26 protein-coding genes are annotated in these 25,463 nt (G+C 32.5%); 15 read left to right on the forward strand and 11 right to left on the reverse strand.

Annotated features, from left to right (window positions below; all coding sequences use genetic code 11):
- Genes ACLGLP_RS01315 through lgt form a run of 3 tightly spaced genes read left to right on the forward strand, consistent with a single transcriptional unit; the run spans position 1 to position 2,138 of the window.
- A complete protein-coding gene (locus tag ACLGLP_RS01315; protein WP_492113142.1) occupies positions 1–663 on the forward strand; it encodes a hypothetical protein in 663 nt (220 codons plus the stop codon).
- A gap of 16 nt (positions 664–679) precedes the next feature.
- Complete coding sequence (nth, locus tag ACLGLP_RS01320) at positions 680–1,357, forward strand: endonuclease III (RefSeq protein WP_492113143.1); 678 nt, start codon at positions 680–682, stop codon at positions 1,355–1,357.
- Complete coding sequence (gene lgt, locus ACLGLP_RS01325) at positions 1,341–2,138, forward strand: prolipoprotein diacylglyceryl transferase (RefSeq protein WP_492113144.1); 798 nt, start codon at positions 1,341–1,343, stop codon at positions 2,136–2,138. Before nth ends, lgt begins: the two co-directional genes overlap by 17 nt.
- Here lgt and ACLGLP_RS01330 read toward each other — a convergent pair.
- From ACLGLP_RS01330 to ACLGLP_RS01340, 3 genes are read right to left on the reverse strand one after another with little or no spacing between them, the layout of a single operon-like run.
- Complete coding sequence (locus ACLGLP_RS01330) at positions 2,097–2,921, reverse strand: prephenate dehydrogenase/arogenate dehydrogenase family protein (protein ID WP_492113145.1); 825 nt, start codon at positions 2,919–2,921, stop codon at positions 2,097–2,099. The genes lgt and ACLGLP_RS01330 overlap by 42 nt on opposite strands.
- 19 nt (positions 2,922–2,940) lie before the next feature.
- Entirely contained in the window at positions 2,941–5,415 is a 2,475-nt protein-coding gene (gene recG, locus ACLGLP_RS01335; RefSeq protein ID WP_492113146.1) for an ATP-dependent DNA helicase RecG, read from the reverse strand.
- Positions 5,409–6,272 (reverse strand): glycosyltransferase family 2 protein, encoded by an 864-nt coding sequence (locus tag ACLGLP_RS01340; protein ID WP_492113147.1) that lies wholly within the window; start codon positions 6,270–6,272, stop codon positions 5,409–5,411. The genes recG and ACLGLP_RS01340 overlap by 7 nt, the downstream gene beginning before the upstream one ends.
- Positions 6,273–6,395: 123 nt before the next feature.
- Here ACLGLP_RS01340 and ACLGLP_RS01345 point away from each other — a divergent pair, with 123 nt between their 5' ends.
- The 10 genes from ACLGLP_RS01345 (at position 6,396) to ACLGLP_RS01390 (ending at position 14,771) form a co-directional block, all read left to right on the forward strand.
- The gene (locus tag ACLGLP_RS01345) at positions 6,396–7,409 is read left to right on the forward strand and encodes a potassium channel family protein (protein ID WP_492113148.1); all 1,014 of its coding nucleotides are present in this window, start codon (positions 6,396–6,398) and stop codon (positions 7,407–7,409) included.
- A gap of 22 nt (positions 7,410–7,431) precedes the next feature.
- A complete protein-coding gene (locus ACLGLP_RS01350; RefSeq protein WP_492113717.1) occupies positions 7,432–8,325 on the forward strand; it encodes a TIGR01777 family oxidoreductase in 894 nt (297 codons plus the stop codon).
- Entirely contained in the window at positions 8,312–8,869 is a 558-nt protein-coding gene (locus ACLGLP_RS01355; protein WP_492113149.1) for a BAR domain-containing protein, read from the forward strand. Before ACLGLP_RS01350 ends, ACLGLP_RS01355 begins: the two co-directional genes overlap by 14 nt.
- Complete coding sequence (locus ACLGLP_RS01360; RefSeq protein ID WP_492113150.1) at positions 8,832–9,335, forward strand: phosphatidylglycerophosphatase A family protein; 504 nt, start codon at positions 8,832–8,834, stop codon at positions 9,333–9,335. The genes ACLGLP_RS01355 and ACLGLP_RS01360 overlap by 38 nt, the downstream gene beginning before the upstream one ends.
- A gap of 20 nt (positions 9,336–9,355) precedes the next feature.
- A complete protein-coding gene (locus ACLGLP_RS01365) occupies positions 9,356–10,624 on the forward strand; it encodes a CinA family nicotinamide mononucleotide deamidase-related protein (protein WP_492113151.1) in 1,269 nt (422 codons plus the stop codon).
- The gene (thpR, locus tag ACLGLP_RS01370) at positions 10,566–11,150 is read left to right on the forward strand and encodes an RNA 2',3'-cyclic phosphodiesterase (protein ID WP_492113152.1); all 585 of its coding nucleotides are present in this window, start codon (positions 10,566–10,568) and stop codon (positions 11,148–11,150) included. The genes ACLGLP_RS01365 and thpR overlap by 59 nt, the downstream gene beginning before the upstream one ends.
- Positions 11,143–11,634 carry a phosphate-starvation-inducible PsiE family protein gene (locus tag ACLGLP_RS01375; protein WP_492113153.1) on the forward strand — a complete coding sequence of 164 codons (492 nt, stop codon included), beginning with the start codon at positions 11,143–11,145 and terminating at the stop codon, positions 11,632–11,634. The genes thpR and ACLGLP_RS01375 overlap by 8 nt, the downstream gene beginning before the upstream one ends.
- Positions 11,634–13,256 carry a peptide-binding protein gene (locus ACLGLP_RS01380; RefSeq protein WP_492113154.1) on the forward strand — a complete coding sequence of 541 codons (1,623 nt, stop codon included), beginning with the start codon at positions 11,634–11,636 and terminating at the stop codon, positions 13,254–13,256. Before ACLGLP_RS01375 ends, ACLGLP_RS01380 begins: the two co-directional genes overlap by 1 nt.
- Positions 13,257–13,412: 156 nt before the next feature.
- Positions 13,413–14,411: an NAD(P)H-dependent glycerol-3-phosphate dehydrogenase gene (locus tag ACLGLP_RS01385; protein WP_492113155.1), complete on the forward strand. Its 999-nt coding sequence runs from the start codon at positions 13,413–13,415 to the stop codon at positions 14,409–14,411.
- Positions 14,412–14,426: 15 nt separating this feature from the next.
- Positions 14,427–14,771, forward strand: a complete 345-nt coding sequence (locus ACLGLP_RS01390; RefSeq protein ID WP_492113156.1) for a DsrE family protein — start codon at positions 14,427–14,429, stop codon at positions 14,769–14,771.
- 2 nt (positions 14,772–14,773) lie between these two features.
- Here the strand turns inward: ACLGLP_RS01390 and ACLGLP_RS01395 are convergent, their stop codons facing one another.
- The 6 genes from ACLGLP_RS01395 to gatA form a co-directional block, all read right to left on the reverse strand.
- Positions 14,774–16,885 carry an amylo-alpha-1,6-glucosidase gene (locus ACLGLP_RS01395; protein WP_492113157.1) on the reverse strand — a complete coding sequence of 704 codons (2,112 nt, stop codon included), beginning with the start codon at positions 16,883–16,885 and terminating at the stop codon, positions 14,774–14,776.
- A 2-nt stretch (positions 16,886–16,887) separates the two neighbouring features.
- Positions 16,888–17,934, reverse strand: coding sequence for a glycosyltransferase family 4 protein (locus ACLGLP_RS01400; RefSeq protein ID WP_492113158.1), 1,047 nt, complete (start codon positions 17,932–17,934; stop codon positions 16,888–16,890).
- 97 nt (positions 17,935–18,031) lie between these two features.
- Positions 18,032–18,385 (reverse strand): nucleotidyltransferase domain-containing protein, encoded by a 354-nt coding sequence (locus ACLGLP_RS01405; RefSeq protein WP_492113159.1) that lies wholly within the window; start codon positions 18,383–18,385, stop codon positions 18,032–18,034.
- Positions 18,339–18,725, reverse strand: a complete 387-nt coding sequence (locus ACLGLP_RS01410) for a HEPN domain-containing protein (RefSeq protein ID WP_492113160.1) — start codon at positions 18,723–18,725, stop codon at positions 18,339–18,341. Before ACLGLP_RS01410 ends, ACLGLP_RS01405 begins: the two co-directional genes overlap by 47 nt.
- A gap of 3 nt (positions 18,726–18,728) precedes the next feature.
- Positions 18,729–19,583 carry a ParB/RepB/Spo0J family partition protein gene (locus ACLGLP_RS01415; RefSeq protein ID WP_492113161.1) on the reverse strand — a complete coding sequence of 285 codons (855 nt, stop codon included), beginning with the start codon at positions 19,581–19,583 and terminating at the stop codon, positions 18,729–18,731.
- A 1-nt stretch (position 19,584) separates the two neighbouring features.
- Positions 19,585–21,054 carry an Asp-tRNA(Asn)/Glu-tRNA(Gln) amidotransferase subunit GatA gene (gene gatA, locus ACLGLP_RS01420; RefSeq protein WP_492113162.1) on the reverse strand — a complete coding sequence of 490 codons (1,470 nt, stop codon included), beginning with the start codon at positions 21,052–21,054 and terminating at the stop codon, positions 19,585–19,587.
- Positions 21,055–21,158: 104 nt separating this feature from the next.
- Between gatA and ACLGLP_RS01425 the strand changes: the two genes are divergently transcribed.
- Entirely contained in the window at positions 21,159–23,189 is a 2,031-nt protein-coding gene (locus tag ACLGLP_RS01425) for a DNA translocase FtsK (RefSeq protein ID WP_492113163.1), read from the forward strand.
- Complete coding sequence (gene lolA / locus ACLGLP_RS01430; RefSeq protein ID WP_492113164.1) at positions 23,128–23,790, forward strand: outer membrane lipoprotein periplasmic chaperone LolA; 663 nt, start codon at positions 23,128–23,130, stop codon at positions 23,788–23,790. The genes ACLGLP_RS01425 and lolA overlap by 62 nt, the downstream gene beginning before the upstream one ends.
- 2 nt (positions 23,791–23,792) lie before the next feature.
- Here lolA and ACLGLP_RS01435 read toward each other — a convergent pair whose 3' ends face one another.
- The gene (locus ACLGLP_RS01435) at positions 23,793–24,407 is read right to left on the reverse strand and encodes a DedA family protein (RefSeq protein ID WP_492113165.1); all 615 of its coding nucleotides are present in this window, start codon (positions 24,405–24,407) and stop codon (positions 23,793–23,795) included.
- Between the two features lie 55 nt (positions 24,408–24,462).
- Entirely contained in the window at positions 24,463–25,311 is an 849-nt protein-coding gene (gene mtgA, locus ACLGLP_RS01440) for a monofunctional biosynthetic peptidoglycan transglycosylase (RefSeq protein ID WP_492113166.1), read from the reverse strand.
- Positions 25,312–25,463: the final 152 nt, after the last annotated feature.

The following is a 25,463-nucleotide window of genomic DNA, read 5'->3' on the forward strand; positions in this document are numbered from 1 at the left end:
ATGAAGTTTTATACCGTAGAGTGGATAGATAAAATCTTCAAAAATTACCAGAACGAAGAAAAAGCTTTTTTTATAGAAGATAAAGAAGTGTGTTTTCAACCAAAATACTTCCTTTGGGCTCTTTTACACATTTATAGCAAAAAAGAGCTTCCCTTTTTGGGGAATGACTTAAATTTAGAAGATTTGGAATTTATTTTGCAGCATCAGGAATTTGACTTTATGTATTTGGTAGATCTTTTAAGAAAAGATTTTGCTTTCTGGTTCAGAGAAAATATACTTTACAGAGATTTTACAGAATCCGCCTATTTTACGCTTGCTCAGGAATTTTTACTTCTTGAGGAACAACTAAGAAAACAGATTCAAATTCCTCTTCTTGATAAAATGAAAAAACTCATTCTTGACCTTGAAGAGATTGTTGAGGAAGGAAAGCCTCTTGATAAATTTGATAAAAAGAAGTTTTTTAGGCTTTTGAAGTTTTTTAATACCGTTGAAAAAATCAAAAAAACAAAGTGTTCAGAACTTGTTGAGAGAGCAAAAAATGCTGTAGAAAAGGCTTATAAAGATTCTGAAAAATTTGACTTTGAAATACCTTTAAATTCTGAAGAAGAACTTAAAAGGGCTTTAAAGGAAACTCTCAGTAAGAAAATTTTTTCAAATTTATAAAGATGTGAGTATAAAGATGGGAAAAAAGAAGGAAAAAAAAGAGGAAAAAGAGAAGGACACTAAAAAGCTTAAAGAAAAGGCAAGAGAAGTAATCAAAAGACTAAAAAAGGCTTATCCAGATGCTAAAATAGCACTGAATTTTGAAAACCCTGTTCAGCTTCTTGTAGCAACCATTCTTTCAGCTCAATGCACAGATGAAAGAGTAAATGAAGTAACGAAAGAGCTTTTTAAAAAGTATAAAACTGCTGAAGACTTTGCAAATGCTGATCTTGATGAGCTTGCTGAAGACATAAAAAGCACAGGTTTTTACAGACAAAAGGCTAAATATATAAAAGAAGCCTGCAAAATAATAGTAGAAAAACATAAGGGGAAAGTTCCCAAAACTATGGAGGAACTTTTAGAACTTCCGGGGGTTGCAAGAAAAACCGCAAATATAGTGCTTGCCAATGCCTATGGAATTGTTGAAGGGATTCCTGTAGATACTCATGTAAGAAAAGTTTCTCAACGCTTAGGACTTGTTAGTTCAAAACAACCTGAAAAAATGGAAAAAGAACTTATGGAAATAATTCCTAAAAAAGATTGGTTTTTATTTCCCTATCTTGTTCAGGCACACGGAAGAAAAGTTTGCCTTGGGAAAAAACCAAAGTGTGAAGAATGCATTTTAAACGATCTCTGCAATGCTTACCTATCCTAAAATTAATCCCGTTATCCTTAAAATAGGTCCTTTTTCAGTAAGATGGTATGGTTTGATGTATGTAATAAGTTTTTTCTGCTCTTTATTTCTTTGTAAGTATCAGCTTAAAGAAAGAGGTAAATCAGAGTTATATCCTTTTCTTGAAAATTTACTTTTTTACAGTTTTTTAGGACTCGTAATAGGTGCTCGTTTAGGATTATGTTTTTTTTATTATCCTGATTATTTTATAGCTCATCCACAGGAAATAATAGCTATATGGAAGGGAGGTATGTCTTTTCACGGAGGACTCATCGGAGCTATTTTAGCTGGATATATTTATATTAAACTTCACAGACAGTCCTTTTTGTGGTGGGCTGATCTTATTGTAGTTACAGCTCCAATTGGGCTTTTTTTTGGAAGAATAGGTAATTTTATCAATGGAGAAATATACGGAACTCCGAGTAACCTTCCCTGGGCAATGGTTTTTCCTGAAGGAGGACCTATTCCGAGACACCCCACCCAGCTATACGAAGGACTGGTTACAGGACTTTTTTTATTTTTGCTTCTCTGGAAATTACGCAAAAAAGAGTGGCTTCCAGGAACAAAACTTGCCCTATTTCTAATCTTATATGGTATCCTTAGATTTCTTTTTGAATTTTTAAGAGATCATACAGGAATGCAAACCTTACCTTTAATTTTTGGTTGGATGAGTATGGCTCAGGTGTTATGCTTAATTATGATATTATCCGGATTCCTTCTTCTATATTTCCTCAGGAAAGATTTTGTCAAGAAGGTTTTCTAATTTGACTGCAATTTCCTTTGCCACTTCAAAATGTTTTATAAAGGCGGATTTTGCGGATTTTGAGTTGAAAGCCTTGGAAAGGATTTTACAATTTTTACACAAAAGATTCCTAAACTTTTTTCCTGAAGGATTTTCAAGCTGAATTTTTGCATAAAGATTTGCATCCTGTTTAGCAAGCCTTTTTAAAATGTGAAGCTGTTTTAAAAAACTTGGGGTGGAAAGATATACCACATCTTCTAAAGAAAACTTAGAATCTTTTATAACCTTTGCCAGAAGTATAAGCCAGAAATGGTTTACTACCTGAACAAGAGCCATTATTTCATCGTGTTTTTTAGGAGAAATTTTAACAAGCCTTAGTCCTTCATCTGACATAACTTTTTTAAACCAATTAGCTACATTTTTTCCTCTCACAGGATAAAAGGCAATGGTTTTTCCTTTAAGATCCTTTTCGTAAGGACCAAAAAGAGGGTGAGTTGCCAGGATCTCTCCCTTTTTTAAAAAGTTTTTCATAATTTTGGTAGGCTCTCTTTTTAAGGAACATATATCAATTATCCAGTGATGATCTTTCACAAAAGGAGAAATTTCCTTAACAACTTCTGAAAAGGTTTCCATAGGAACTGAAATTAAAATAATTTTGTTTCTTTTGATAAGTTCAGTATTGGTAAGAGAAGTACTTATGTCTGAAATCTCGACAGAATAGCCTTTTTTTTCAAAAAGATTTTTAAAAAGATTTCCCATTTTTCCTTTTCCACCGATAATTCCAATTCTAAAGTTTTCATCCATTTAATCCCCCTTAAATAGTTTATGCTATTTCAGAAAGTTTTAATCTTTCTTCCCATCTTCGCATTAGTTCTTCTTTCAAAATGGGATAATTTTTAAGTTCTGGATCTTTTTCTATGAGCTTGAAGGCATCTTCTCTTGCTGAAAGAAGTATTTGGTAATCCCTTATGATGTCAGCCTTTTTAAATTCTAAATATCCTGATTGTTTCGTTCCAAGAAATTCTCCAGGTCCTCTTAACTTAAGATCTTCTTCTGCAATTTTAAATCCATCATTTGTTTGGCAAAGAACTTGAAGTCTTTTAAAAGCATCGCTATCCATGGAAATTTTATAGGCTATGAGAAAACAATAAGATTGATGCTCACTTCTTCCAACTCTTCCTCTTAATTGATGAAGCTGGGAGAGACCAAATCTCTCTGCATGCTCTATTATCATAACTGTTGCATTGGGCACATCAACTCCTACCTCAACAACTGTTGTAGAAACAAGAACCTGAATTTCGTTTCTTTTAAAAGCATGCATAATTTTTTCTTTTTCGTATGAGCTCATTTTACCATGTAAAATCCCAACTTTATATTCTGGAAAAACCTCTTTTTGAAGATATTCTCCATAGGTGGTTACTGCTTTTAAATCTAATTTTTCTGATTCTTCAATGAGGGGAAGGATAACATAAGCCTGGTGTCCCTTTTTGAGTTCTTTTTTTGTTTCTTCATAGGCTTTTTGTTTGTTATATTCAAGAAAAAGCTTTGTGATAACAGGTTTTCTTCCCTTGGGCATTTCGTCTATAATGGAAAGATCAAGATCTCCGTAGATAGTTAAGGCAAGTGTTCTGGGAATAGGAGTCGCAGTCATAACAAGGGTATCAGGGATCAATCCTTTTGCCTTTTCTCTTAGGGCTGCTCTTTGTAAGACTCCAAAACGATGCTGTTCATCAATAATTACTAAACCAAGCTTTTTAAAATCTACTTTTTCCTGAAAAAGGGCATGAGTTCCTATTACAAAATTTATAAACCCTGTAGAAAGTCCGTGATAAATTTCCCTTTTTTTGGCAGGTGGTATCCCTCCTGTGAGAAGGGCTGTATGAATTCCCATAATTTGAGCGTACTGTCTGAAATTGTAATAGTGCTGTTCTGCCAGAATTTCTGTGGGAGCCATAAGAGCCACCTGATAACCGTTTTCTATAGCTATAAGAGCTGCAATAAAAGCAACTACAGTTTTACCACATCCTACATCTCCCTGAAGAAGTCTATTCATAGGATATGCACTTGCCATATCTCTTTTAATTTCCTCTATAACTCTTTTTTGAGCAGAAGTTAACTCAAAAGGTAATTTTTTGATAAAATCAGAAACGAGTTTGCTTTCTACATTAAAACTAATACCCGTTTCCTTTCTAATCTTTCCTTTTCTCAAACCAAGAGCAAGTTCTAAGAAAAAGAATTCGTCAAAGGCGAGACTTTTGTGATAAATACTCTCTTCCCTTTTTAGCAGATTTATATCCTCTGAAACTTTTGGAAAATGAAGATTTTTAATAGCAGAACTTAAAGGGAGAAGTTTTCTCTTTTTCAAGATTTCCATTGGAATGTAATTATCTAAATAATCTCCATATTCTTCAACCGCGGATTTCATAATTTTCCTGAAGTATTTTTCTGAAACCCCTTCTATAGAAGAATAGACAGGCACAATGTATCCTATTTCTGTAGCAAGCTTTTCTTCATCTCCTTCTTCAATAAGTTCTGGATGAATCATTTCTAAATCCCTTCCAAATCTTGAGACCTCTCCAATAGCATAAAAACTTTTCCCAGGTGCAAGAAGATTTCTCCATACCCTTTCGTTGAAATTAAACCATTTTAAGGTCAAAAAACCTGTTCCGTCTGTTAAGTAGGCATAAAATATTTTTCTTTTATAAAGATGAGAGGTTCCGCTTTTAAGAATTTCTCCAAAAACTACAGCTCTTTGTCCTTCCTTTAAATCTCCTATGGGTGTAATTTTTCTTCTGTCTTCATAATCTCTCGGCAAAAAATAAAGCAAATCTTCCAAAGTATGGATACCTTTTTTGGCAAGTTTTTTAGCAATCTGAGGTCCTATACCCTTTAAAGATTGAACAGGTTGTTTTAAAATTTCTTTGTATCTGAAATAAGTATCAAGAGAAATCTCAGCTTCCCTAATTTCATCATCTTTATAAATTTCTTTCTCAGATGTTTCAAAGCTATTTAAATTTTCTTTTTTAATAGAGTTTAAAGATTTAACTAAGTTTATTATTTTGATTATTCTTTCTTTTTTTTCTTCTAAGGAAATGTTTTCAAAATTTTCGCAGAGTTTTAAAAGCTTTTCTTTAGCGTCTTTAATGTCTTCAGGAGCTTTTTCTATAAGGAATCTCAGAGTTTTTTCAAGCCCTTTAGTTTTACAAAGATTTACAAAATTTTTTTTAGAGACAAATTCAAGGGGTCTTAAAATTTTAGAAATCCAATCCTGTAAACCGGATCCGTTTTTCTTTAGCATTGCAAGTTCTTATAAGGACTTACTAAAGAGTCTCCAAAGGTAGATTTAAAAAGCTTTTCAAGTAAAAAAGCCTTTTCTAAATTTCCGTGTTTTAAGGCACCTTTGTAAAATATTTCAAACTTTTTTTTAGCCTCAGCATAAAGCATAAGCTTTTGTTCTAATTTTAAATCTTTTTGATAGTTCTTAAAGAGCTTTATAAGGGCAAGGGTTCTGTAGTAATCAAGCCCCTTCATAGAAGAGAGCTGATCAGGTCTTCCCCCGCTTTTAATTACAAGATGCTCCTTTATAAGTCCGATAGGCATTTTTAGAGAAACTCTGAGCCAAAACTCGTAATCCTCACATACTGGAAATTCTTCATCAAAAAGCCCAACCTCTTCAAAAACCTCTTTTTTAATAAGAACAGTGGAAATAGAAACCACACAGAGTTTTATGGCTCTGTCAAAAAACCAACCCTCAGCTTTCTGATGGATTTTTTTGGGATTTATTTTTCTTTCACCCTTATACCAGATTTCTTCTGTTTGAACAATTTTATAGCAAGGATTTTTTTCAAAAAATTTAACTTGCTTTTCCAGTTTTTCAGGAACAAAGCAGTCATCACTATCAAGAAAGGCAATAAACTCTCCCCTTGCCTTTAAAATACCAATATTTCTTGTATGAGAAACCCCTTTGTGAGGTTTTCTCACATAGATAAGGGGATATTTACTGACTAAATAAGGGGTTTTATCAGTTGAGCCGTCATCAACTACAATTAATTCCCAATCTTTAAAAGTTTGAGCAAAAACACTTTCTATGGCTTTACTAAGTATGTAAGCTCTGTTATAAGTGGGAATAATAACACTTACTAAAGGTTTTTTCATTAATAAATATTTTAATAGCATAATCTAAAGTTTTAAACTAAGTCAAACCAGTGAATCAATGGATTTCATTAGAATCTTCAAATCTTTCTTAAATTTCCTTTAAGAGTATAATTAAAATCTAATATGGATGAGCTTGAGATTAGGAAAAAGCTTACAATTATTTTTACTTTGATTCTAAGTGTTATATTTTTGGGAACAACTGGATATATGACCATAGAAAAATTAGATTTTTTAAACGCTTTGTATATGACTGTAATTACTGTTGCAACTGTAGGTTTTAAAGAGGTAAAGGATTTAAGTGAAGCAGGAAAACTTTTTACTATAATACTTATTTTTAGTGGTTTTGGTGTTTTTGCCTATGCCATGACAACAGGGGCAAAAATTTTAATAGAAGGCGAATTAAAGGAGGTGTTTAAAAAAAGAAAAATGAAAAAAGAAATTGATGCCTTAAAAAACCATTACATTGTGTGCGGTTATGGAAGAATGGGAAGTATCCTTTGTAAAGAACTTAAAGCAAATCAGGTTGATTTTGTAGTTATTGAAAAGTTTGAAAAAAATTTAAAGGATGCTGAAAACTTACTTTATATTGTAGGAGATGCTACCAAAGATGAGACTTTAAAAGAAGCCGGTATTGAAAGAGCAAAGGGAATAATTACTCTTCTTCCTTCTGATGCAGAAAATCTTTATGTGGTTGTAAGTGCTAGAGCTTTAAATCCCAAAATTTACATAGTTGCTCGTGCTACAGATGAGGAAGCAAAAATTAAATTAAAAAGAGCTGGTGCAGACAAAGCTATAAGTCCTTATTACATAGGTGGTTTAAGGATAGCTCAATCTATACTCAGACCTAATGTTATAGATTTCTTAGAATTTGCTACTGGTTCAGAATATAAAGAGATTCAAATTGAAGAAATAAAGGTTTCGGAAAATTCAAAATTTGTGGGTAAAACCTTAAAAGAATCTAAAATAGGAAAAGAATTTGGAATTATAATAATAGGTATAAAGAGAGCTAATGGAAAGATAGAATTTAATCCGTCTGCTGAAACCTTTATAGAAGCAGGCGATACCCTCATTGCTTTAGGTAAATCTGAAAATCTTTATACCTTTTCTCAGATTGCAAAAGGTGAAAGTATAGTCTGAGGGAGGGTATATTATTAAAAAGATTTTTGTTATAGGTGGAACAGGTTTTATAGGTTCTCACATTATTCCTGCGCTTTCTAAAGAAGGATACAAGGTTTATGTTCTTGTAAGAAGTGAAGAAAAAGCAAAAAGATTGCTTCCCATTTATAAACCTATTTTGGGAGATCCAACAAAAACAGGAGATTGGCAGAATTATTTGAAAGAAGCTGATATAGTAATAAATCTGGCTGGGCAAAACATATTTTCAAGATGGAACGAAAGCTACAAAAAATTGATTTTAGAAAGTAGAGTAAAGGCAACAGAAAATGTAGTTTCCTCGATAAAAGAGGGAGCATTACTTATAAATGCTTCAGCTATAGGATATTATGGAGATAAGGGAGATAGCCTTGTTACAGAGGAGGCTTCTGCTGGAGATGACTTTTTAGCAAAAACCTGTATTGAGTGGGAAAAAAGTGCTTTAAAAGCTGAGAAAAAAGAAGTTAAAGTAATTATTACAAGATTTGGGATTGTTCTTGGGAAAGGCGGAATGCTTTCCAAAATTTTGCCAATTTTCAAATTGGGATTGGGAGGAACTCTTGATAAGGGTAATCAGTGGTTTTCCTGGATTCATATAAAAGACCTTGTTTCTGCTATGCTTTTTTTAATAAAAAGTGAAAAAGAAGGAATATATAATTTCGTCTCTCCTAAACCTGTAACTAACAAAGAATTTACCAAAACTCTCGGGGAGATCCTTAGAAGACCAACAATTTTTACTGTTCCTGTTTTTCTTCTAAAACTTGTATTTGGAGAACTTGCAAATGCGATTACTTATAGTATTAAAGCCTACCCTAAAAATCTCTTAGAGCTTGGTTTTAAATTTAAATTTGAAGAAATAAAAGAGGCTTTAAAAGATATAATCCAACATGAAAAAAATTAAACTCAAAAATTTCATTTTTTTATTTTTAGCGTTAATTTTGTTGACATCTTGTGAAACCAAAGAAAGGGCAGTAGAAAAAATAAAGGTATCTTTAAGTCATATACCCTTTATCAAAAACTATATCACTCTTTATCCTGCTCCAGAAAAACTTTATACTGAAACCGAAGATTTAATGAATCAACTTAAATACTATAAAGCTCAAGAGGTATTTAAGGATGAGTACGAAAAGGTTTTAAGTTTGTGGGAAAAAGCTAAGGATCTCTATCAAAGTAAATATTATAAATCTGCTGAAAAAGAATTGAAGAAAGTCAATTCCATGGCAAAAGAACTTCTTAAAAAGGTAAAAACCTATAAAGAAACTTTAAAGACTTCAGCTCTAAATAAATATAAAAAAATGGAAGAATTAGCAGAGCAGGTTCTTAAAAATGCCAAATCCGAAGAAAAAAGGCTTCAAATAAAGCTTTATCTATGGAAGCTTAAAACCCTTATAGATATGGAAAATTACAATGAATTTGAAAAGGAATTGCAGAATCCTCCCTTTTAATCAGTTTGATAAGAACTTTTTCTGGCTTTTCATTTCCTCAGGAGCATTGGTTGGATTTTTGCCTCCTTGTCCAGGAACTTTTGGTTCTTTGGAAGGATTAATTTTTTTCTGGTTTTTTAAAGATTTATCCTTATTAAAACAGGCTCTTTTAATTATGGCTATTATCTTTCTCGGAGTAATAAGTTCTGGGTTTACTTCTCAGATTTTAAAAGAGAAAGACCCAGAGATTGTAGTGATAGATGAAATAGCAGGAATGTGGATAGGTGTTATGGGAAAACATACTCTGTTGGAATTTCTTTTAGCTTTTATTGTTTTTAGAGTTATAGATATAAAAAAACCTTATCCTCTTAAAAAAAGTGAAAAACTTCCTTGTGGATGGGGAATAATGGCTGATGATTTAATAGCTGGAGCTTTAACCAATCTTTTCGTAACAGTGTTTTTACACTTGCCAAATACTTTTCTATAATATAAGATATTTTTAGAGAAATGATTGGCGCCTTAATTTTTATTGGAGATGAACTTATTTGTGGGGCTATTGACAATACTAATAGTGTTTTTGCAGGCAAAATGCTTACTTCTTACGGATTTGAAATAGGTGAGATAGTTATACTTCCTGATGAGATAGAAATTATTTCTGAATACTTGAGAAAACTTTCTGAGAAATACGATTTTTTAATAGTATCAGGGGGACTCGGACCAACAGACGATGACTTAACTAATTTAGCTGTTTCAAAAGCATTTAATTTGAAATTGGTAGAAAATAAAGAGTTTCTCTCTGCCATCTTTTTTGCAAAAGAATACAAAGATTCTCAAAAATTGGCAAGTAAAATGGCATTACTTCCAGAGGGAGCTATTCCTTTATCAAAAGATTTTTCTTCTGCAGGATATACTTTAGAAATAAAAAACAAGTTTCTTTTCTTTCTTCCTGGAGTACCCTACCAGTTTGAAAATCTTTTAGAAAATGAAGTTATTCCCCGACTTCTTAAATTAAGTCCCGAAACCAAAAAACGAGTTTTCAAAACCTTAAGATTTTTTGATTTAAATGAAACGGATTTAAATCAGTTTATAAAAAGCTTTTCAGAAGATTTTCTATCTAAAATTAAGATAGGATATTATCCGGTTTTTCCGGAATTGAAATTGATTTTGCAGGGAAAAAAGGAAGAAGAAATTAGGGATTTTACCCAAAAAATCAAAGATAGATTTTTTTTGTATCTTGTCAGTGAAAATGACCAAGGTTTACCTGAAGTTATAGGAGAGTGTCTTAAAGAAAGAAAAGAAAAACTTGCTGTTGCTGAATCTTGTACAGGTGGTTTTCTTTCCTCTCTTATTACTTCTGTTTCTGGAAGTTCTCTTTACTTTGACAGAGGGTTTGTTACATACAGTCCTGAAAGCAAGGTTGAACTTCTTGGAGTAAAAAAGAGCACCATAGAAAAGTTTGATGTAGTGAGTTATGAAGTTGCAATGGAGATGGCAGAAGGGGTAAGAGAAAAAACAAAGGTTGATTATTCTTTAAGTCTTACAGGTTTTGCCGGTCCAACTGGTGGAACTCCTGAAAATCCTGTGGGAACAGTATATATAGGTTTCTCTTATAAAAATAAAGTAAAAGCCTTTAGATTTAATTTTACAGGAAATAGAAAGCAGATACAGATTCTGGCAAGCTATACCGCTCTTGATATTTTGAGGAGGTATCTTTTCTATGGTGAGGGCTTTTTTAGCTATAGATTTGCCACAGGAGTTAAAGAAAGAACTTTATAGTCTTAGTAAAATTGATATCCCAGAAAGCATAAAATTAAAATGGGTAGAAGAGGAAAATCTTCATTTGACTCTTCGCTTTTTTGGAAATGTATCAGAAAATCTTGTAGAAAATATATACAAGAAATGTAAATCCGTTTGTGAAGAAATCCTTCCTTTTGAGCTTGAACTCGATACAGCTGGTTATTTCCCTTCTCAAGGAATTCCCAGAGTGGTTTGGATTGGAATAAAGGATTTTTCAAATAACATTTTTAAGCTTTACGATTCGCTGAAAAAGGCATTAAAACCTCTTAAACTTAAAAACAGGAATGAAGAGTTCCATCCCCATATAACTCTTCTTAGGATAAAAGAAAAGACAGATGAGAAAACTTTAAGAAAATTTATCGAAGAACTGAAAAGGTCTGCTTTAAAGTTTAAGGGTAAAAAGTTTTATGTTAAAGAAATTGTTCTTTATAAAAGTGATTTGCATCCTTCTGGTCCAAAATATACACCTTTAAAATACCTACCTTTAGGAGTGAAAAATGTTTAATTTGCAGGATTTTTTTCTAAAAATTTACTCATCCACAATAAGAGTCGCCTATAATCTTGTAATAATAATTCTTATTTTTGTAACTGCTGTAATAATTATCAGGACGGTTTCTGAGCTTGGATACACTATTACTGAAAAGACAGTAAGACTTGGGATTAAGGAGTTAGTGATAAATGTTTTATCACTGATAGTAATTCTTGAGCTTATAAGAGCCTTTGTAGAATACTTTGAGCACCATCAGGTGCATATAGAGATTCTTATTGAAGCAATAATAGCCTTTCTTATAAGAGAGTTTATGATATTTCTTTTTGAAGGAAAATTTTCAGGTATGGATGTTTTTTGGTGGTCACTTGGCATTTTCTTTCTTGTTTTTGCAAGAGGTGTAGCAATTATTTTTAAGCCAGAAAAAGATTCTTTAAAGGATTTAAACGAGTTTATGATTAGACTCAGAGAAAAAAGAGAAGGTGAAAAAAGAGGAACTTAATGAAAAGAAAAATTCTTTTTATACTTTTTCTTTTTTTGGGATTTTGTATTGCCTTTGCCTTCAAAAAAAACGGAACCTCAAAAGAGAAACCCGATTACGGGGATGCTCTCGTTATAGGTTCTGTTGCTGATGCAAGTATACTCGTTCCCATGATAGCAACAGATGTTACGAGTCATACCGTTGCAGGACATATCTTTCTCGGCGTGGTTAAATATGCTCCAGATTTAAAAATAGTGGGTGAACTTGCTGAAAGGTTTGAAGTTTCTCCTGATCAAAAAACCATTACCTTTTATCTTAAAAAAGGGGTTAAATGGGAAGACGGAGTAGAAGTTACTGCAGAAGATGTTTATTTTGGATTTAAACTCATAACCTCTCCGCAAGTTCCCTCTCCTTATGCAAGTGATTTTTCAGAAGTAAAGGAGTTTAAAATTATTGATCCTTATACATTTAGAGTAACTTACAAAAGGCCCTTTGCTCTTGCCCTTTCTTCCTGGGGAAATCTGGTTGTTTTGCCAAAGCATATTTTAGAAGGAAAAAGTCTTGATTATCTCAGAAATATATTTGGAAGAAAACCTATAGGAAATGGACCTTTTAAACTCGAAAGATGGAAAACCCAGCAGGAAATCATTTTAAAATATAACCCTCTTTATTACGAAGGAAGACCCTACTTAAACTATATAATTTATAGAATTATTCCTGACCCTTCAACCCTTTTTATGGAATTAAAATCAGGAGGGGTAGACTGGGTTTCTCTTACTCCACTTCAATATTTAAAACTTCAAAGAGAAGGCACACTAAAAAGCGAATTTAATGTTTACAAATATTCATCCTTTTCTTTCACTTATATAGGCTACAATCTTAGGCATCCCTTTTTTAAGGATAAAAGAGTTAGAAAAGCTTTGTGTTATGCTATCAATAAAGAGGAAATAGTTAAGGGAGCACTTTTAGGGCAGGGAATACCTGCTTATGGACCGTATAAACCTGATACATGGTTTTACAACAAAGAAATAGAAAAATCCTGCCCATACAATCCTGAAAAGGCTCTTAAACTTTTGCAAGAAGCGGGATTTAAGAGAAATAAAAAAGGAATTCTTGAAAAAGATGGAAAGCCTTTTGAATTCACACTACTTGTAAATCAGGGGAATCTTCCGAGGCTTCTTGCTGCTCAAATCATTCAAAGAGAACTTTCTAAGTTAGGAATTAAAGTTAACATAAGGGTTATGGAGTGGACAACTCTTATACATCAGTTTATTGATACAAGAAGGTTTGAGGCAGTAATTCTTGGATGGGCAACAGGTCCTGATCCAGATTTATATGACATATTCCATTCATCTAAAATAAAACCTCCAGGGCTTAATTTCGTCGGATACTCAAATCCAGAACTTGACAGACTTTTAGAAGAGGGAAGGTATACCTTAGATAAAGAAAAAAGAAAAAAAATCTATTACAAAGTACAGGAAATACTTGCTGAAGATCAGCCTTACACTTTTTTATATATTCCTGTAAGTCTTGAAGCGATACACAAAAGATTTCATGGAATTAAGCCAGCACCCATTGGTATAGGTTATAATATAGAAAGGTGGTGGGTTCCAAAAAGAATGCAAAAGTATCTAATACCTTAAATTTTTTATTTTTTCTTCTACGAAATTAACGATTTCTTCTGCAAGTTCTACTGCCGTAATCCTTCTTCAATTGGATTTTTTCTCAAAGGTTTGTTTTTGATTGAAATTATTTTAAAAAATTTTAAACTATTTTAATTACTTTGTAAAGGAAAAAATATGAAAATAACGGTTGTTGGTGGAGGTAGTTGGGGAACAGCCCTTGCCAAAATATTAGCTGAAAAGGGATTTGAGGTCTTACTTTTTGTCAGAAGAGAAGCAGTTGTAGAGGCTATTAACAAAGAAAATGAAAATCCCTTTTACCTACCAGGTATTAAGCTTCCTAAAAAACTTAAAGCAACTCTTGATCCAGAAATAGCCTTTAAAAATTCTGAAATTCTACTCTGGGCTATTCCTTCTTTTGCTTTAAAAGAAGTGGTTAAAACTTATAAAAAATTTGTGGATAAAATTTTATATCACATTTCAGGTATAAAAGGTATAGATTTTAATACTGAGAAAACTCCTTACACTATTTTAAAAGAAGAACTTTCAGCAAAAGTTAATATCTTTGTTTTGGGTGGTCCCTCCTTTGCTAAAGAAGTAGCAAAGGGATTACCAACTGCAGTCGTTTTAGCAGGAGAAAATGAAGAAGAAACCAAAAAAATGCAAGAACTTTTAGCTGTGCCTTATTTTAGAGTGTATAGAAGTGATGATCCTATAGGAGTAGAAATTGCAGGTGCTTTAAAAAATGTGATTGCTATTGCTTCTGGTATTAGTGATGGATTGGGACTTGGTCTCAATGCCAGAGCAAGTCTTATAACAAGAGGTCTTTTAGAAATCATTCGTTTAGGTGTAAAACTTGGAGGAAACCTACAAACTTTTTACGGACTTGCAGGAATGGGAGATCTTGTTTTAACCTGCACAGGAGCTCTTTCAAGAAATTATCAAGTAGGTTACAGACTTGGTAAAGGTGAAAAACTTGAAAATATTTTAACAGATTTAAGGCAGGTAGCAGAGGGAGTTAAAACCGCTAAAGTAGTTAAAAATCTCGCTAAAAAGCTTGAAGTGGAAATCCCCATTTGTGAGGAGGTTTATAAAGTTCTTTATAAAAAAGAGTCTCCTCAAGAGTGTTTAAAAAGGCTTTTATCAAGAAGCCTAAAAAAAGAATTTGAGCAATAAGGAGGATGAAAAGGTATGGAGGATGTTAAATTTAAACTTCTAATTCATGTCCCCGATTCTAAAAGATTTGAAGCAGCTTTAAAAATGTCAAAAAATTTTGTTACAGCTTTAAAGGATAAGTATTCTGTAAGAATAGTGGTTAATTTTGAGGGAATTACTGTATTGAATGATTTTAAACCATATGAAAATATTTTTAAGGAGGTTATCTCTTTAGGTATTGAAGTTTATTTTTGTGAAAATGCTTTAAAAGGATTTAACATACCTTTTGAGAAGGTTCCAGAAGGAGGAAAAACCATTCCTGCTGGAATTGTTGCTCTTGTTGAGTGGCAAAATGAAGGTTATAGGTATGTAAGAGCTTAAACTTATTTTTCTACAAAAATTTTTACTTCTCCTTCTTTTTTAACTACATTTATAACTACATCGTCTCCATACCTTTTTAGATAGAGATCAACCTTTCCTCCTTTTACTTTAAGATCTTTTATCCATACTTCTTCAAGAAAATTTGGAAGCACTGGGTGTTTAAAATAAATTTCGTTTTTTTCAAAGGAAAGCCCCAAACAACCCTGAAGAATTAAAAAGACAGAACCAGCAGACCAAGCCTGTGGATGGCAAGCAACTGGATAATGGGTGGGTCCTTCATGAGGTCTTCTTTCAAATCCACAAAAAAGTTCTGGAATTCTGTGTAACTTAAAAAATGTGCTTGCTTCAAAAAGAGTTTTTAATATTTTTAATGCTTCATTTTTGAGATCGTAGAGTGCCATACCAAAAGCTATTAAAGCATTGTCATGAGGCCATACTGAACCATTGTGATACGAAAGAGGATTGTATCTTGTTTCTAAAGAAGAAAGAGTTCTTATACCCCATCCAGAGAAAAAATGTTTTTCAAAAAAGACCTCTGCAATTTTCTTTGCTTTAGCTTTGCTGATTGCCTTACTAAAAAGAAGATGTCCAGCATTACTTGTCCTCACTCTGCAGGGTCTTTTATCTCCATCTAAAGCTAAAACGAAAAAATTGAGTTCTTCATCCCAAAATTTTTCTTCAATAAGTTCTTTTAATTTTTCAGCTTCTTTTTCCCACTTTAAAGCCAATTCTTTTTCACCAAGAATTCTTGCTAATTTTGCTCCTTCTCTTTTTGCCTTATATATATATCCCTGTACTTCAACAAGAGCAATAGGAGGTTTAGCAAGTTTTCCGTCTTCATAAAAAACGCTGTCTTCCGAATCCTTCCAGCCTTTATTTATCAGTCCTTTCTCAGAGGGTACATATTCCACAAATCCGTCCTTATCAAGGTCTCCATACTCATCTATCCAAGAAATAGCCATTAATATATTTTTCCATATAGTCTTAATAAATTCCAAATCTCCTGTTCTTTCATAGTATTTACTTGCTAAAACTACAAAAAGAGGTGTTGCATCAACACTTCCATAATATTTAGAAAAAGGTATTTCTCCAGTTGATGCCATTTCCCCTTTTCTTATTTCATGCACAATTTTGCCAGGTTGAGCATCGGTCTCTTGATTAAACTCCTTAGCCTGATGTGAAGCTAAAAAAGAAAGAGTTCCTTTAGCAATAGAAGGATTTATCCATAAACATTCCATAGCTGTTATAATACCATCCCTTCCGAAGATAGTATTAAACCAAGGAACACCTGCATAAGGATAAGGACCATAAGGAGTAGAGGTTGTAAGCATTACTATGTCAGCCCAGGATCTCTTAAGCCATTGATTAAATTGTTCATTAGAGGTGTAAATTTTGCAACTTCTATCCTCCCAATTCTTTAAACGTAACTTTATGTAGTGTAAAGCTTTTTTATAAGTACAATTTTTGGGATTTTTGTTTTCTATTAAGCACTTAGTAGTTAAATAAAAAGAAAAGCTTTCTTTAGGAGACAACTTAATTTTATAGATAGCTTTATTTGAAAAAATTTCTTCTGGAGGTGGATTAAAAATTATATCTGTTTCTCTTTTAACATTGTCAAGCCCTTCATAAATAAATCTTATTCGGCTTTTTTCTGTTTCTAAAGGCAAAAACTTTCCCTTTTTAATTCTCTTAAATCCTCTAACTTCAAATATATCTGCAAAATCATTATTAAAGTAGAAATTAAGTTCAAGTTCTACAGGAGATGTAAAAAAGTTTTTAATATATATCTTTTCATAACAACAATTTTCGTACATAAATTTTGACCTCAAAATGTGAATATTTCCCTTAGGAATCAAAATTTCTCCATTTTTTACTATATCAGGATTTGTAAGGTCAGCAGTAAAAATTGAATTGTCATCTTTAACTGCAGAGCTTAAAAGAATTGGAATTTCATCAAAAATGTAAAGTTTGCAATAAGAAAGAAATCTTGTTCCTTCGTAATAAATTCCTTCTTCCGGGTTTTTTTCTATATCTATATTTCCGTAAGCATCAAATATAGCAAATCCTTCTTCGTGTTTTAATGTATAAGTTTCTATGAAGGGATTTTCTTTCATTCTTAGACAGCTTTGAGCAAAGCCTCTCTTGAAGTTATTTTCTGATAAACACGCACATAATCTTCAGCCATTCTTTTTGCAGTAAACCGTCTTTCAAAGCTTTCTCTACAGGATCTTCTGTCAATATCTTTTACTTTATCAAGTGCTTTAACTGCAGAATCAATGCTTTCAACTATAAAACCGGTTTTCCCATCTTCAATTATTTCAGGAACAGAACCGCATTTCCAGGCTACGACAGGGGTTCCGCATGCAAGAGCTTCAATCATAACAAGTCCAAAGGGTTCAGGCCAGTCTATCGGAAAGACAAGAGCATAAGCTTTTCCCAAAAATTCATTTTTTTCTTTTTCTCCTATCTCTCCTATAAATTCTACCCAGGGGCTTTTGAGCATTGGTTTTATTACTTCTTTAAAATACACCTCATCTGCTTTATCTACCTTAGCTGCAATTTTTAGTTTCATACCAAATTTTTCAGCAATTTCAATAGCTCTATCTGGTCTTTTTTCGGGGGAAATTCTTCCAAGAAAAGCAAGATAATCCCCTTTTTCAGGATAAAATTTGTATAAATTTTCTGGAAGCCCATGATAAACCGTTGCTTGCCAATTAAGCCATGGTAGAGGTTTTCTTTGGGCATTTGAAATTGAAACGAAAGGAGCATCCTTAAATTTTTTGAAAAATGGAACATATTCTGATAAATCAAGTCTGCCGTGTAAGGTAGTAATAAAAGAAATATTGTATCTTGTTGCTAAAGGAAGATGTAAGTATTCTATGTGAAAGTGAATTATATCAAAAATTTGAGCTCTTTTAAAGACTTCTTCAAGCATGTATAAATGCCATATTAAAGAATCTCTACAATTTTTATCAAGTCTTAAAGAACGAGGACATATTGGAATAAGCTGAGCACTTGTTTGAGAATCTCCGCTTGCAAAAAGAACTACTTCGTGCCCCATTTTAACAAGTTCTTCTGTTAAATAAGAAACTACTCTTTCTGTTCCACCGTAAAACTTAGGTGGCACACTTTCGTAAAGAGGAGATACTTGCGCGATACGCATATTTTCCTCCTTTTTTATGAAAAAAATTATTAGGAATTTGAATTTAGATTGTTAAATAAAAAATAAGAATTTTAAACAAAAAGACAAGTAAGGCTTTTTAATCTAACCAAATAATTTGGTTTTCTAAGACCTCTTTAAAAAAACGAGTATTTTTTAACTTTTCAAGTTCTTCTTCTGTATATACAAAGACATCTGTAGGAATGGGAAGTTCTGAAGTATCAAACTTTAAAGGTCTTTTAAAAATAGGCATTTTTTCCTTTTCTACCACAATTAAAATATCAAGGTCACTTCCTACTCCCCAATTACCTTTCGCATAAGAACCAAACAAACCTATCTTTTTTACTTCAGGATGATTTTTCTTAATTTTAACAATCCAGCTTTTTAGAGCTTTTTCAATTTCTTCCTTAGTAACCCATTTTAGAACTGACGAATTCAATGATCTTACTGGCATAATTTATAGCCTCTTCTGCCTGTAGTTTCCCAAAATGTTCAAAAGGAGCACCATCTGGAAATCCATTAGGATATCTTGTTGGAATATAATACAAATCTAAAACTTTTGCTATTTCTATAAGTTCAGAAGGAACTTCAATAGGTAATTCTTGTAAAAGTTTAGAAATAGAATGTCCCCAAGCTTCCTGTTTAAAATGTAAGTGTAAGGCTTTTACTGCCTTTTCTGCAGATTGATGAGAAGCAAAACAAGCCCATTCAAAATTTTCATGCTCTAAAGAAATTTTTGCATGTTCTAAATCTCTTAAAGCTTGTTTAAACCAATCTTTGCTTCTATCTGCCATTCATTAAAATGTAGATAAGAAGGTTTTTTTTAGCTTTTCTATAAATTCTTCTACTCCTTCAAGCTTGTCAAACTCAAAAATAAGATAGGTTTTTTTCTTTTTCATTCTTACCTGAACTTGAGTTCCTACAAGTCTACTTAATTCTTCAGAAAGATTTATAAGATCTGGATCAGGCTCTTTTTTCTTCTTTTCCTGAATTTTTCCACCTTGAAGCTGAGTTACAAGCCTTTCTGTCTCTCTTACGGAAAGACCTTTTTCAAGTATGAGATTTCTCACATAAAGTTGTTTTTCCTCTGAATCAAGGGAAAGAAGTGCCTTTGCATGTCCTACAGTTAACCTTTCTTCTAAGAGATCTTCTTGAATAAGGGGAGGCAGTTTTAAAAGTCTTAAAAGATTTGCAATAGTTGTTCTATCTTTTCCTATTTTTTCTGCTATCATTTCCTGAGTATATCCAAATTTCTCAATAAGAGTTTTATAACCTAAAGCCTCCTCCAAAGGATTTAAATTTTTTCTTTGAAGATTTTCTATAAGTGCGATAACCATTGCCTCTTCATCAGAAATGTTTTTTACAATAGCAGGAACCTCTTTTAACCCTGCTTTTTTAGCAGCCCTTAATCTTCTTTCCCCTGCTACACACTCATAAATTCCTCCACCCTTTTCTCTCACCAAAATAGGTTGTAAAATTCCTTTTTCTTTTATAGACTTTACAAGCTCTTCAAAAGCTTCATCTTCTTTAAATTGGACTCTTGGTTGAAAAGGAGAGTATAAAATGTTTTCCAGAAGAATATATTTTATGCTTTCTTCTTCCACTTCTGGAATAAGTTCGGATAATCCTTTTCCTAAAGCTTTTCTCTTCATTTTAGTTTTCTAAAATAGGTGGAATAAATTTCATATTTACTTCTTTTTCTATTTGATAAGCAAGGCTTAATACCAAGTCGTCTTTAAAGTGTTTTCCAATTACTTGTATACCAACTGGAAGATTATTTGAAGTAAGACCAACAGGAACACTTATTCCAGGAAGACCTGCTAAATTTACAGGAATAGTAAAAATATCTGAAAGATACATTTGTAAGGGATCAGAAATCTTTTCTCCGATTTTAAAAGGTGGGGTTGGAGTAACAGGAGTTAAAATGAGATCTACCTCTTTAAAGGCATTTAAAAAGTCCTGTAAAATTAAGGTTCTTACTTTTGAAGCTTTGAGGTAAAAGGCATCGTAGTATCCAGCAGAAAGGGCATATGCTCCAAGCATTATTCTTCTTTTTACTTCTTTTCCAAAACCAAGGGCTCTACTTTTTTTATACATCTCAATAAGGTTTTTAGACTCAGCTCTAAATCCATACTTTACTCCGTCATAGCGGGCAAGATTAGAAAAAGCTTCAGCTGGTGCAATTATGTAATATGTAGCTACTGCATATTCCGTATGAGGAAGGCTTATTTCCTTTACTTCGTGTTTTTTCTTTAGTCTTTCTATAACTTCTAAAATCTTTTTGGTCATCTCTTGATCAATCTCTCCTTCAAAATACTCCTTTGGAAGCCCTATTTTAAAAGAAGCTTTTTCGTTTTCTCTAATGGATTTTAAAAAATCTGGAACGGGAACGGGTGCTGAGGTTGAGTCTTTAGGATCGTGTCCTGCTATGATTTGTAGTAAATAAGCAGTATCTTCTACATTTATAGCAATAGGACCAATTTGATCAAGGGAAGAGGCAAAGGCAACAAGTCCAAAACGGGAAACAAATCCATAAGTAGGCTTCATTCCTACAACACCGCAAAAGGAAGCGGGCTGTCTAATAGAACCACCTGTATCTGAACCAAGAGAACCAAGTCCCATTCTGCTTGCAACAGCAGCAGCTGAACCTCCTGATGATCCACCAGGAACCCTTTCTAAATCCCAAGGATTACGGGTTGGAAAAAAAGCAGAATTTTCAGTAGAAGATCCCATAGCAAACTCATCTAAATTAGTCTTTCCTATAAAAATCGCCCCCTCATTCTTTAATCTTTCTATAACTGTAGCATCATAGGGAGAAATAAAATTCTGTAAAATTTTTGATGCACAAGTTGTAGGAAGTCCTCTAATACAAATGTTATCCTTTATAGAAATAGGAATCCCGAGAAGCTTTTTTTCTTCCCCTTTTTGAATAGCCTTATCTGCCTCTTCTGCAGCTTCAAGAGCTTTTTCTTCATTTACATAAAGAAAAGCTTTTACCTTTTGATCTATTTTTTTTATATGATTTAAAGTTTCAAGAACAAGCTCTTTACTACTTATTTTCTTTTCTCGAAGTAACTTTACAGCTTTACAAATAGTCAATTTCTTTAAATCAATTTCTGCCATTTCTCCTCCTACGCTAAGAAAAATTCTTGCTAATCTACCTAAATTATATAAAATTAATTTTAAAAGGGAATGTCTCGAAAAATAAATTCTCAAACAAATTTTAGATGGTGATAGCTAAAAAGTTTATAGGCTACACATTTTTACTGTTATTTTTGTGCTTTATTACCCTCTCAATTTATTCTTATAATCCCTATGACCCGGGAATAGGAGTATATGGAGCTTCTGAAGTTAAAAACTGGGGAAGCCTTTTGGGTGCATATTTAGCTTCTGTAGTATTTTTTTTATTTGGCTTTGTTTCCCTTTTTATTCCCCTTTTTTGTCTTCTTGGTATAATAGCCTATTTTGTAGGTGTTTCTCCAAAAAGAATAATAACGATCTTTCTTCTTTCTTCTATATGGTTTTCTTTGATTTTTTCTTATCTTTTCCAAAGTATAGGTATAAAAGACTCTTATATGTTTGGAAAATATCCTTTGACTGGAGGGCTAATAGGAGAACTTTCTTCTTTAATAATACATTTAATTGGACTCCCTGGTTTTTTCCTTTTTCTTCTTTTTTTTCTAATACTTATACTTTTTTTAAGTTTTGGTTTGGGGAAAAACTTATTTAAAAAGACAAAAAGTGCTTTAAAAAGTAAGAAAAGGGAAGAATTAGAAAAGTCTGAAATCGTTGAATCCAAAGAAATTTCTAAAGAAATAAAAGAAGAAGCAAAAGACGAAGTAAAGGAAAAAATAAAAGAAAAGGGGGTTTTTCCTCCTCCTTTAGAGCTTTTAAATGATATTCCCAAAATGTCTCATCGTATAAGACCAGAGGAACTGAAGGAAAGGGCAGAACTTCTTTTAGCTAAATTGAGGGAATTTGGAATAGAGGGCGAGGTTGTGGGAATAAATCCTGGTCCTGTAATTACAGTTTTTGAATTTAAACCTGCTCCGGGTATAAAACTTAGTAGAATTTTAAGTTTGGTTGACGATCTTGCTCTTGGGCTTTCAGCTAAAAGTGTAAGAATAATTGCACCTATTCCTGGAAAAGATGTAGTGGGAATTGAAATATCTAACCCAAAAAGAGAATTAGTTTATCTGAAAGAAATTCTTGAAAGCCCGGTTTTCAAAAATTCAAAATCTCCTTTAACTATTGCTCTTGGGAAAGATATTTCTGGAAATCCTGTAGTGACGGACCTTAAAAAACTCCCTCACCTTTTAATTGCAGGAAGCACAGGCTCTGGAAAAAGTATATTTTTACACAGCGTAATTTTAAGTCTTATTTATAAAAGTTCTCCAGAAGAAGTAAAGTTTTTAATGATAGATCCAAAAAGGATTGAACTTTCCGTATATGAAGGAATTCCCTATTTACTTCATCCTGTTGTTCTTGATCCTAAAACCGCAACCAAGGCCTTAAAATGGCTTGTTGATGAGATGGAAAGAAGATATACCCTTTTTGAAGAAGTTGGAGCAAGAAATCTCGATTCTTATAATGAAACTTTTGAGGAAAAATTGCCTTACATTGTTTTGATAATTGACGAACTTGCAGATCTTATGGTAGTTTCTTTAAGAGAAGTTGAGACCCTTTTAATAAGGCTTGCACAAATGGCAAGAGCAGCAGGAATTCACCTTTTGGTTGCAACACAAAGACCCTCTGTAGATGTCATTACAGGAACTATAAAGGTTAATTTTCCTGCACGTATTTCTTTTCAAGTGACTTCAAAAGTTGATTCAAGAACTATACTTGATACACAGGGTGCTGAAAGACTTCTCGGAGCAGGAGACATGCTTTTTATGCCTCCAGGATCTTCGCATTTAGAAAGAATTCATGCACCTTTTATTTCAGAAAAAGAAATAAAGAATATCGTAGAATATCTTAAAACCTTTGGTGAACCAAAATACTTGGCAGATTTTAAAAGTTATGAAGAAGAGGAAGAAATTTCAGATAGGGATGATACTTTTGATGATGAACTTTATAAAGAGGCTTTGAAAATAGCTTATCAATATGGTAAAATTTCGGTATCTATGCTTCAAAGAAAACTTAGAATAGGTTATAATAGAGCTGCAAGATTAGTAGAAAAAATGGAGGAGGAAGGAATTGTTGGTCCGAGTGACGGTGTTCGCCCTCGTCCTGTTTTGGGTCCTCGCAGGCAGTTTTAAAAATTTATCAGCCCAGGATGTAGAAGAAGTATTAAACAAAGTTCAATATTTTTACGAAAATATCCAAACTATAAAAGCTGATTTCTTTCAGGAAACTACTTTTTTAAATGGGAAAAAAGAAATAAGAAGTGGAAAAGTCTGGATCAAAAAACCCGGAAAATTCCGTTGGGAATATCGAAATCCCGAAAAATTTTTGATAATATCTGACGGAATTAAAATTTTTGTATACTATCCAGAGGAAAAGGAGGTTTTAATTTATCCATCAGGAAAAATGATATCTTCTCAACTTGCACTGGGATTTATGAGTGGAAGAGGAAATATCAAAAAAGACCTGAAACTTGAAGGTTTTGAAGTTGTAAATAAAAAAGAATGGAAACTCTCTTTTTCACCTCTTAAAAAAGATACTTATGTAGAAAAATTAGTTTTAACGGTAAATTTTGATACAGGAGAAATAAAAGAATTTTACTTTATAAATACCGCAGGTGAAAAAATAAGAATTGTATTTAAAAATTTGAAGTATAATGTGAATTTAGAAAATAGCTTATTTAGTTTCATTCCTCCAAGAGATTCAAAAGTTACCAGTGCCTTTCCAGGAGAATAGTTTTATTTTTTGAGCTTAAATTTGACATAAAAAGCTACTAAAATGATACAAAAAATTACAATTGCATAAGAACCTTTGTGAAGATATTCTCTTAGCAAGATTTCATTTTTGCCAAAGAAGTAGCCACAAAAACCAAGAAAGACACACCAAAAACTTGCTCCAAGGGTGGTAAAAAAACAAAAAAGATACAAATTCATTCTTGCAAATCCTGCAGGAATAGAAATTATGTGTCTAAAACCTGGCAAAAGTCTTCCTACAAAAGTGCTTATGTTTCCATAATCATTCCAAAAATTTTCTACTTTATAAAAAGACTTCTCTGTAAGCAGAAAGAACTTTCCATATTTTTTTATAAAATAAAGAATTACAGGGCGACCGATTCTTAAAGCCATAAAGTAGTTAAAAAGTGAACCCGCCAAACTCCCAAGAGTTCCTGAAATAATAACTCCAGAAAGGGAGAGTTTTCCTTTATAAGCTAAATAAGCAGCCGGAGGAATGATTATTTCACTTGGAATGGGAACTAAAGTAGATTCTAATGCCATCAAAAAAAATATTCCCAAATAATTACTTTTTTCAAAAAATAAAAGTATTTGATTAACAATCTGATATAAAACTTCCATCTTTGCTAATTTAACCTGAAATGTTTAATTTTAAAGTCGGGACTTTTATATAGAATTAATCTTTTGTTTGGTTATCAGAGTTCTCAATTTCTTTGGACTCCTTAGTAGGAAGGGTTTCTAAAGTTGAATTAGAGGAAAGGTTTTCTTGTTGAGTTTCATTAGAAATAGTTGCATTCTCTTTAGCTTCTTCTTTTTCAATTTCTTCAAATTCTGGCTTTATAACACCTCTTTTTTTCATGATAAAGTAAATAAGACGAGCACGAAAATTTACATAAGAAGAATTCGAAAGAGGATTATACTTGAGAGGATTGGGTAAAACAGCCGCTAATCTTGCTGCCTCCCAGGGAGAAAGGGCTAAAGCTGGTTTGTGAAAGTAATACCTTGAAGCTGCTTCTATACCAAAAATTCCTGGTCCCCATTCTGCAATGTTTAAATAAATTTCAAGAATTCTTCTCTTGCTAAGAGCTTTCTCAAGACGATAGGTTAAAATAGCTTCCTGAATTTTTCTTATAGGATTTTTAGAAGGACTAAGAAAAAGATTTTTGGCAGTCTGTTGAGAAATGGTGCTTCCACCGTATTTAATTTTTCCAGCTTCTAAGTTTTTCTCCAGAGCTTTTTTTATTGCCTCAAAATCAAATCCAGAATGCTTGTAAAACTTATCATCTTCAGCAATGAGAACAGCTTTAATCACATAAGGAGAAATCCTATTTAAAGGCACCCAAATCTGTTTTATAGTTATTTTCTTCCCCTCTTTTTCCCACTGTTTTATTCTATATTTCATCATAGCAGTTAACTTGGGATTTTCCCTCTTTAAATGCTCAATAGGAATAAACCAAGGATAGATAAAAACATAACCAAAAAGAAGTAAAAGCCCTAAAAAGAAAAAAGTCTTTAAAATCCTCATAACCAAACCTGATTTTTGTATAAAAATACCACCAATTTAAAAAATTTGCTTTATTTTTTCATAAAAAGTTAACCTATGCCCCAACTGCCCTATTTGTGAAATTTACACACTTCTTTTAACAAGCAGAAATACAAAAAGTATGAATGCTCAAG

The organism is Caldimicrobium sp. SLHALR3 (assembly GCF_058692735.1).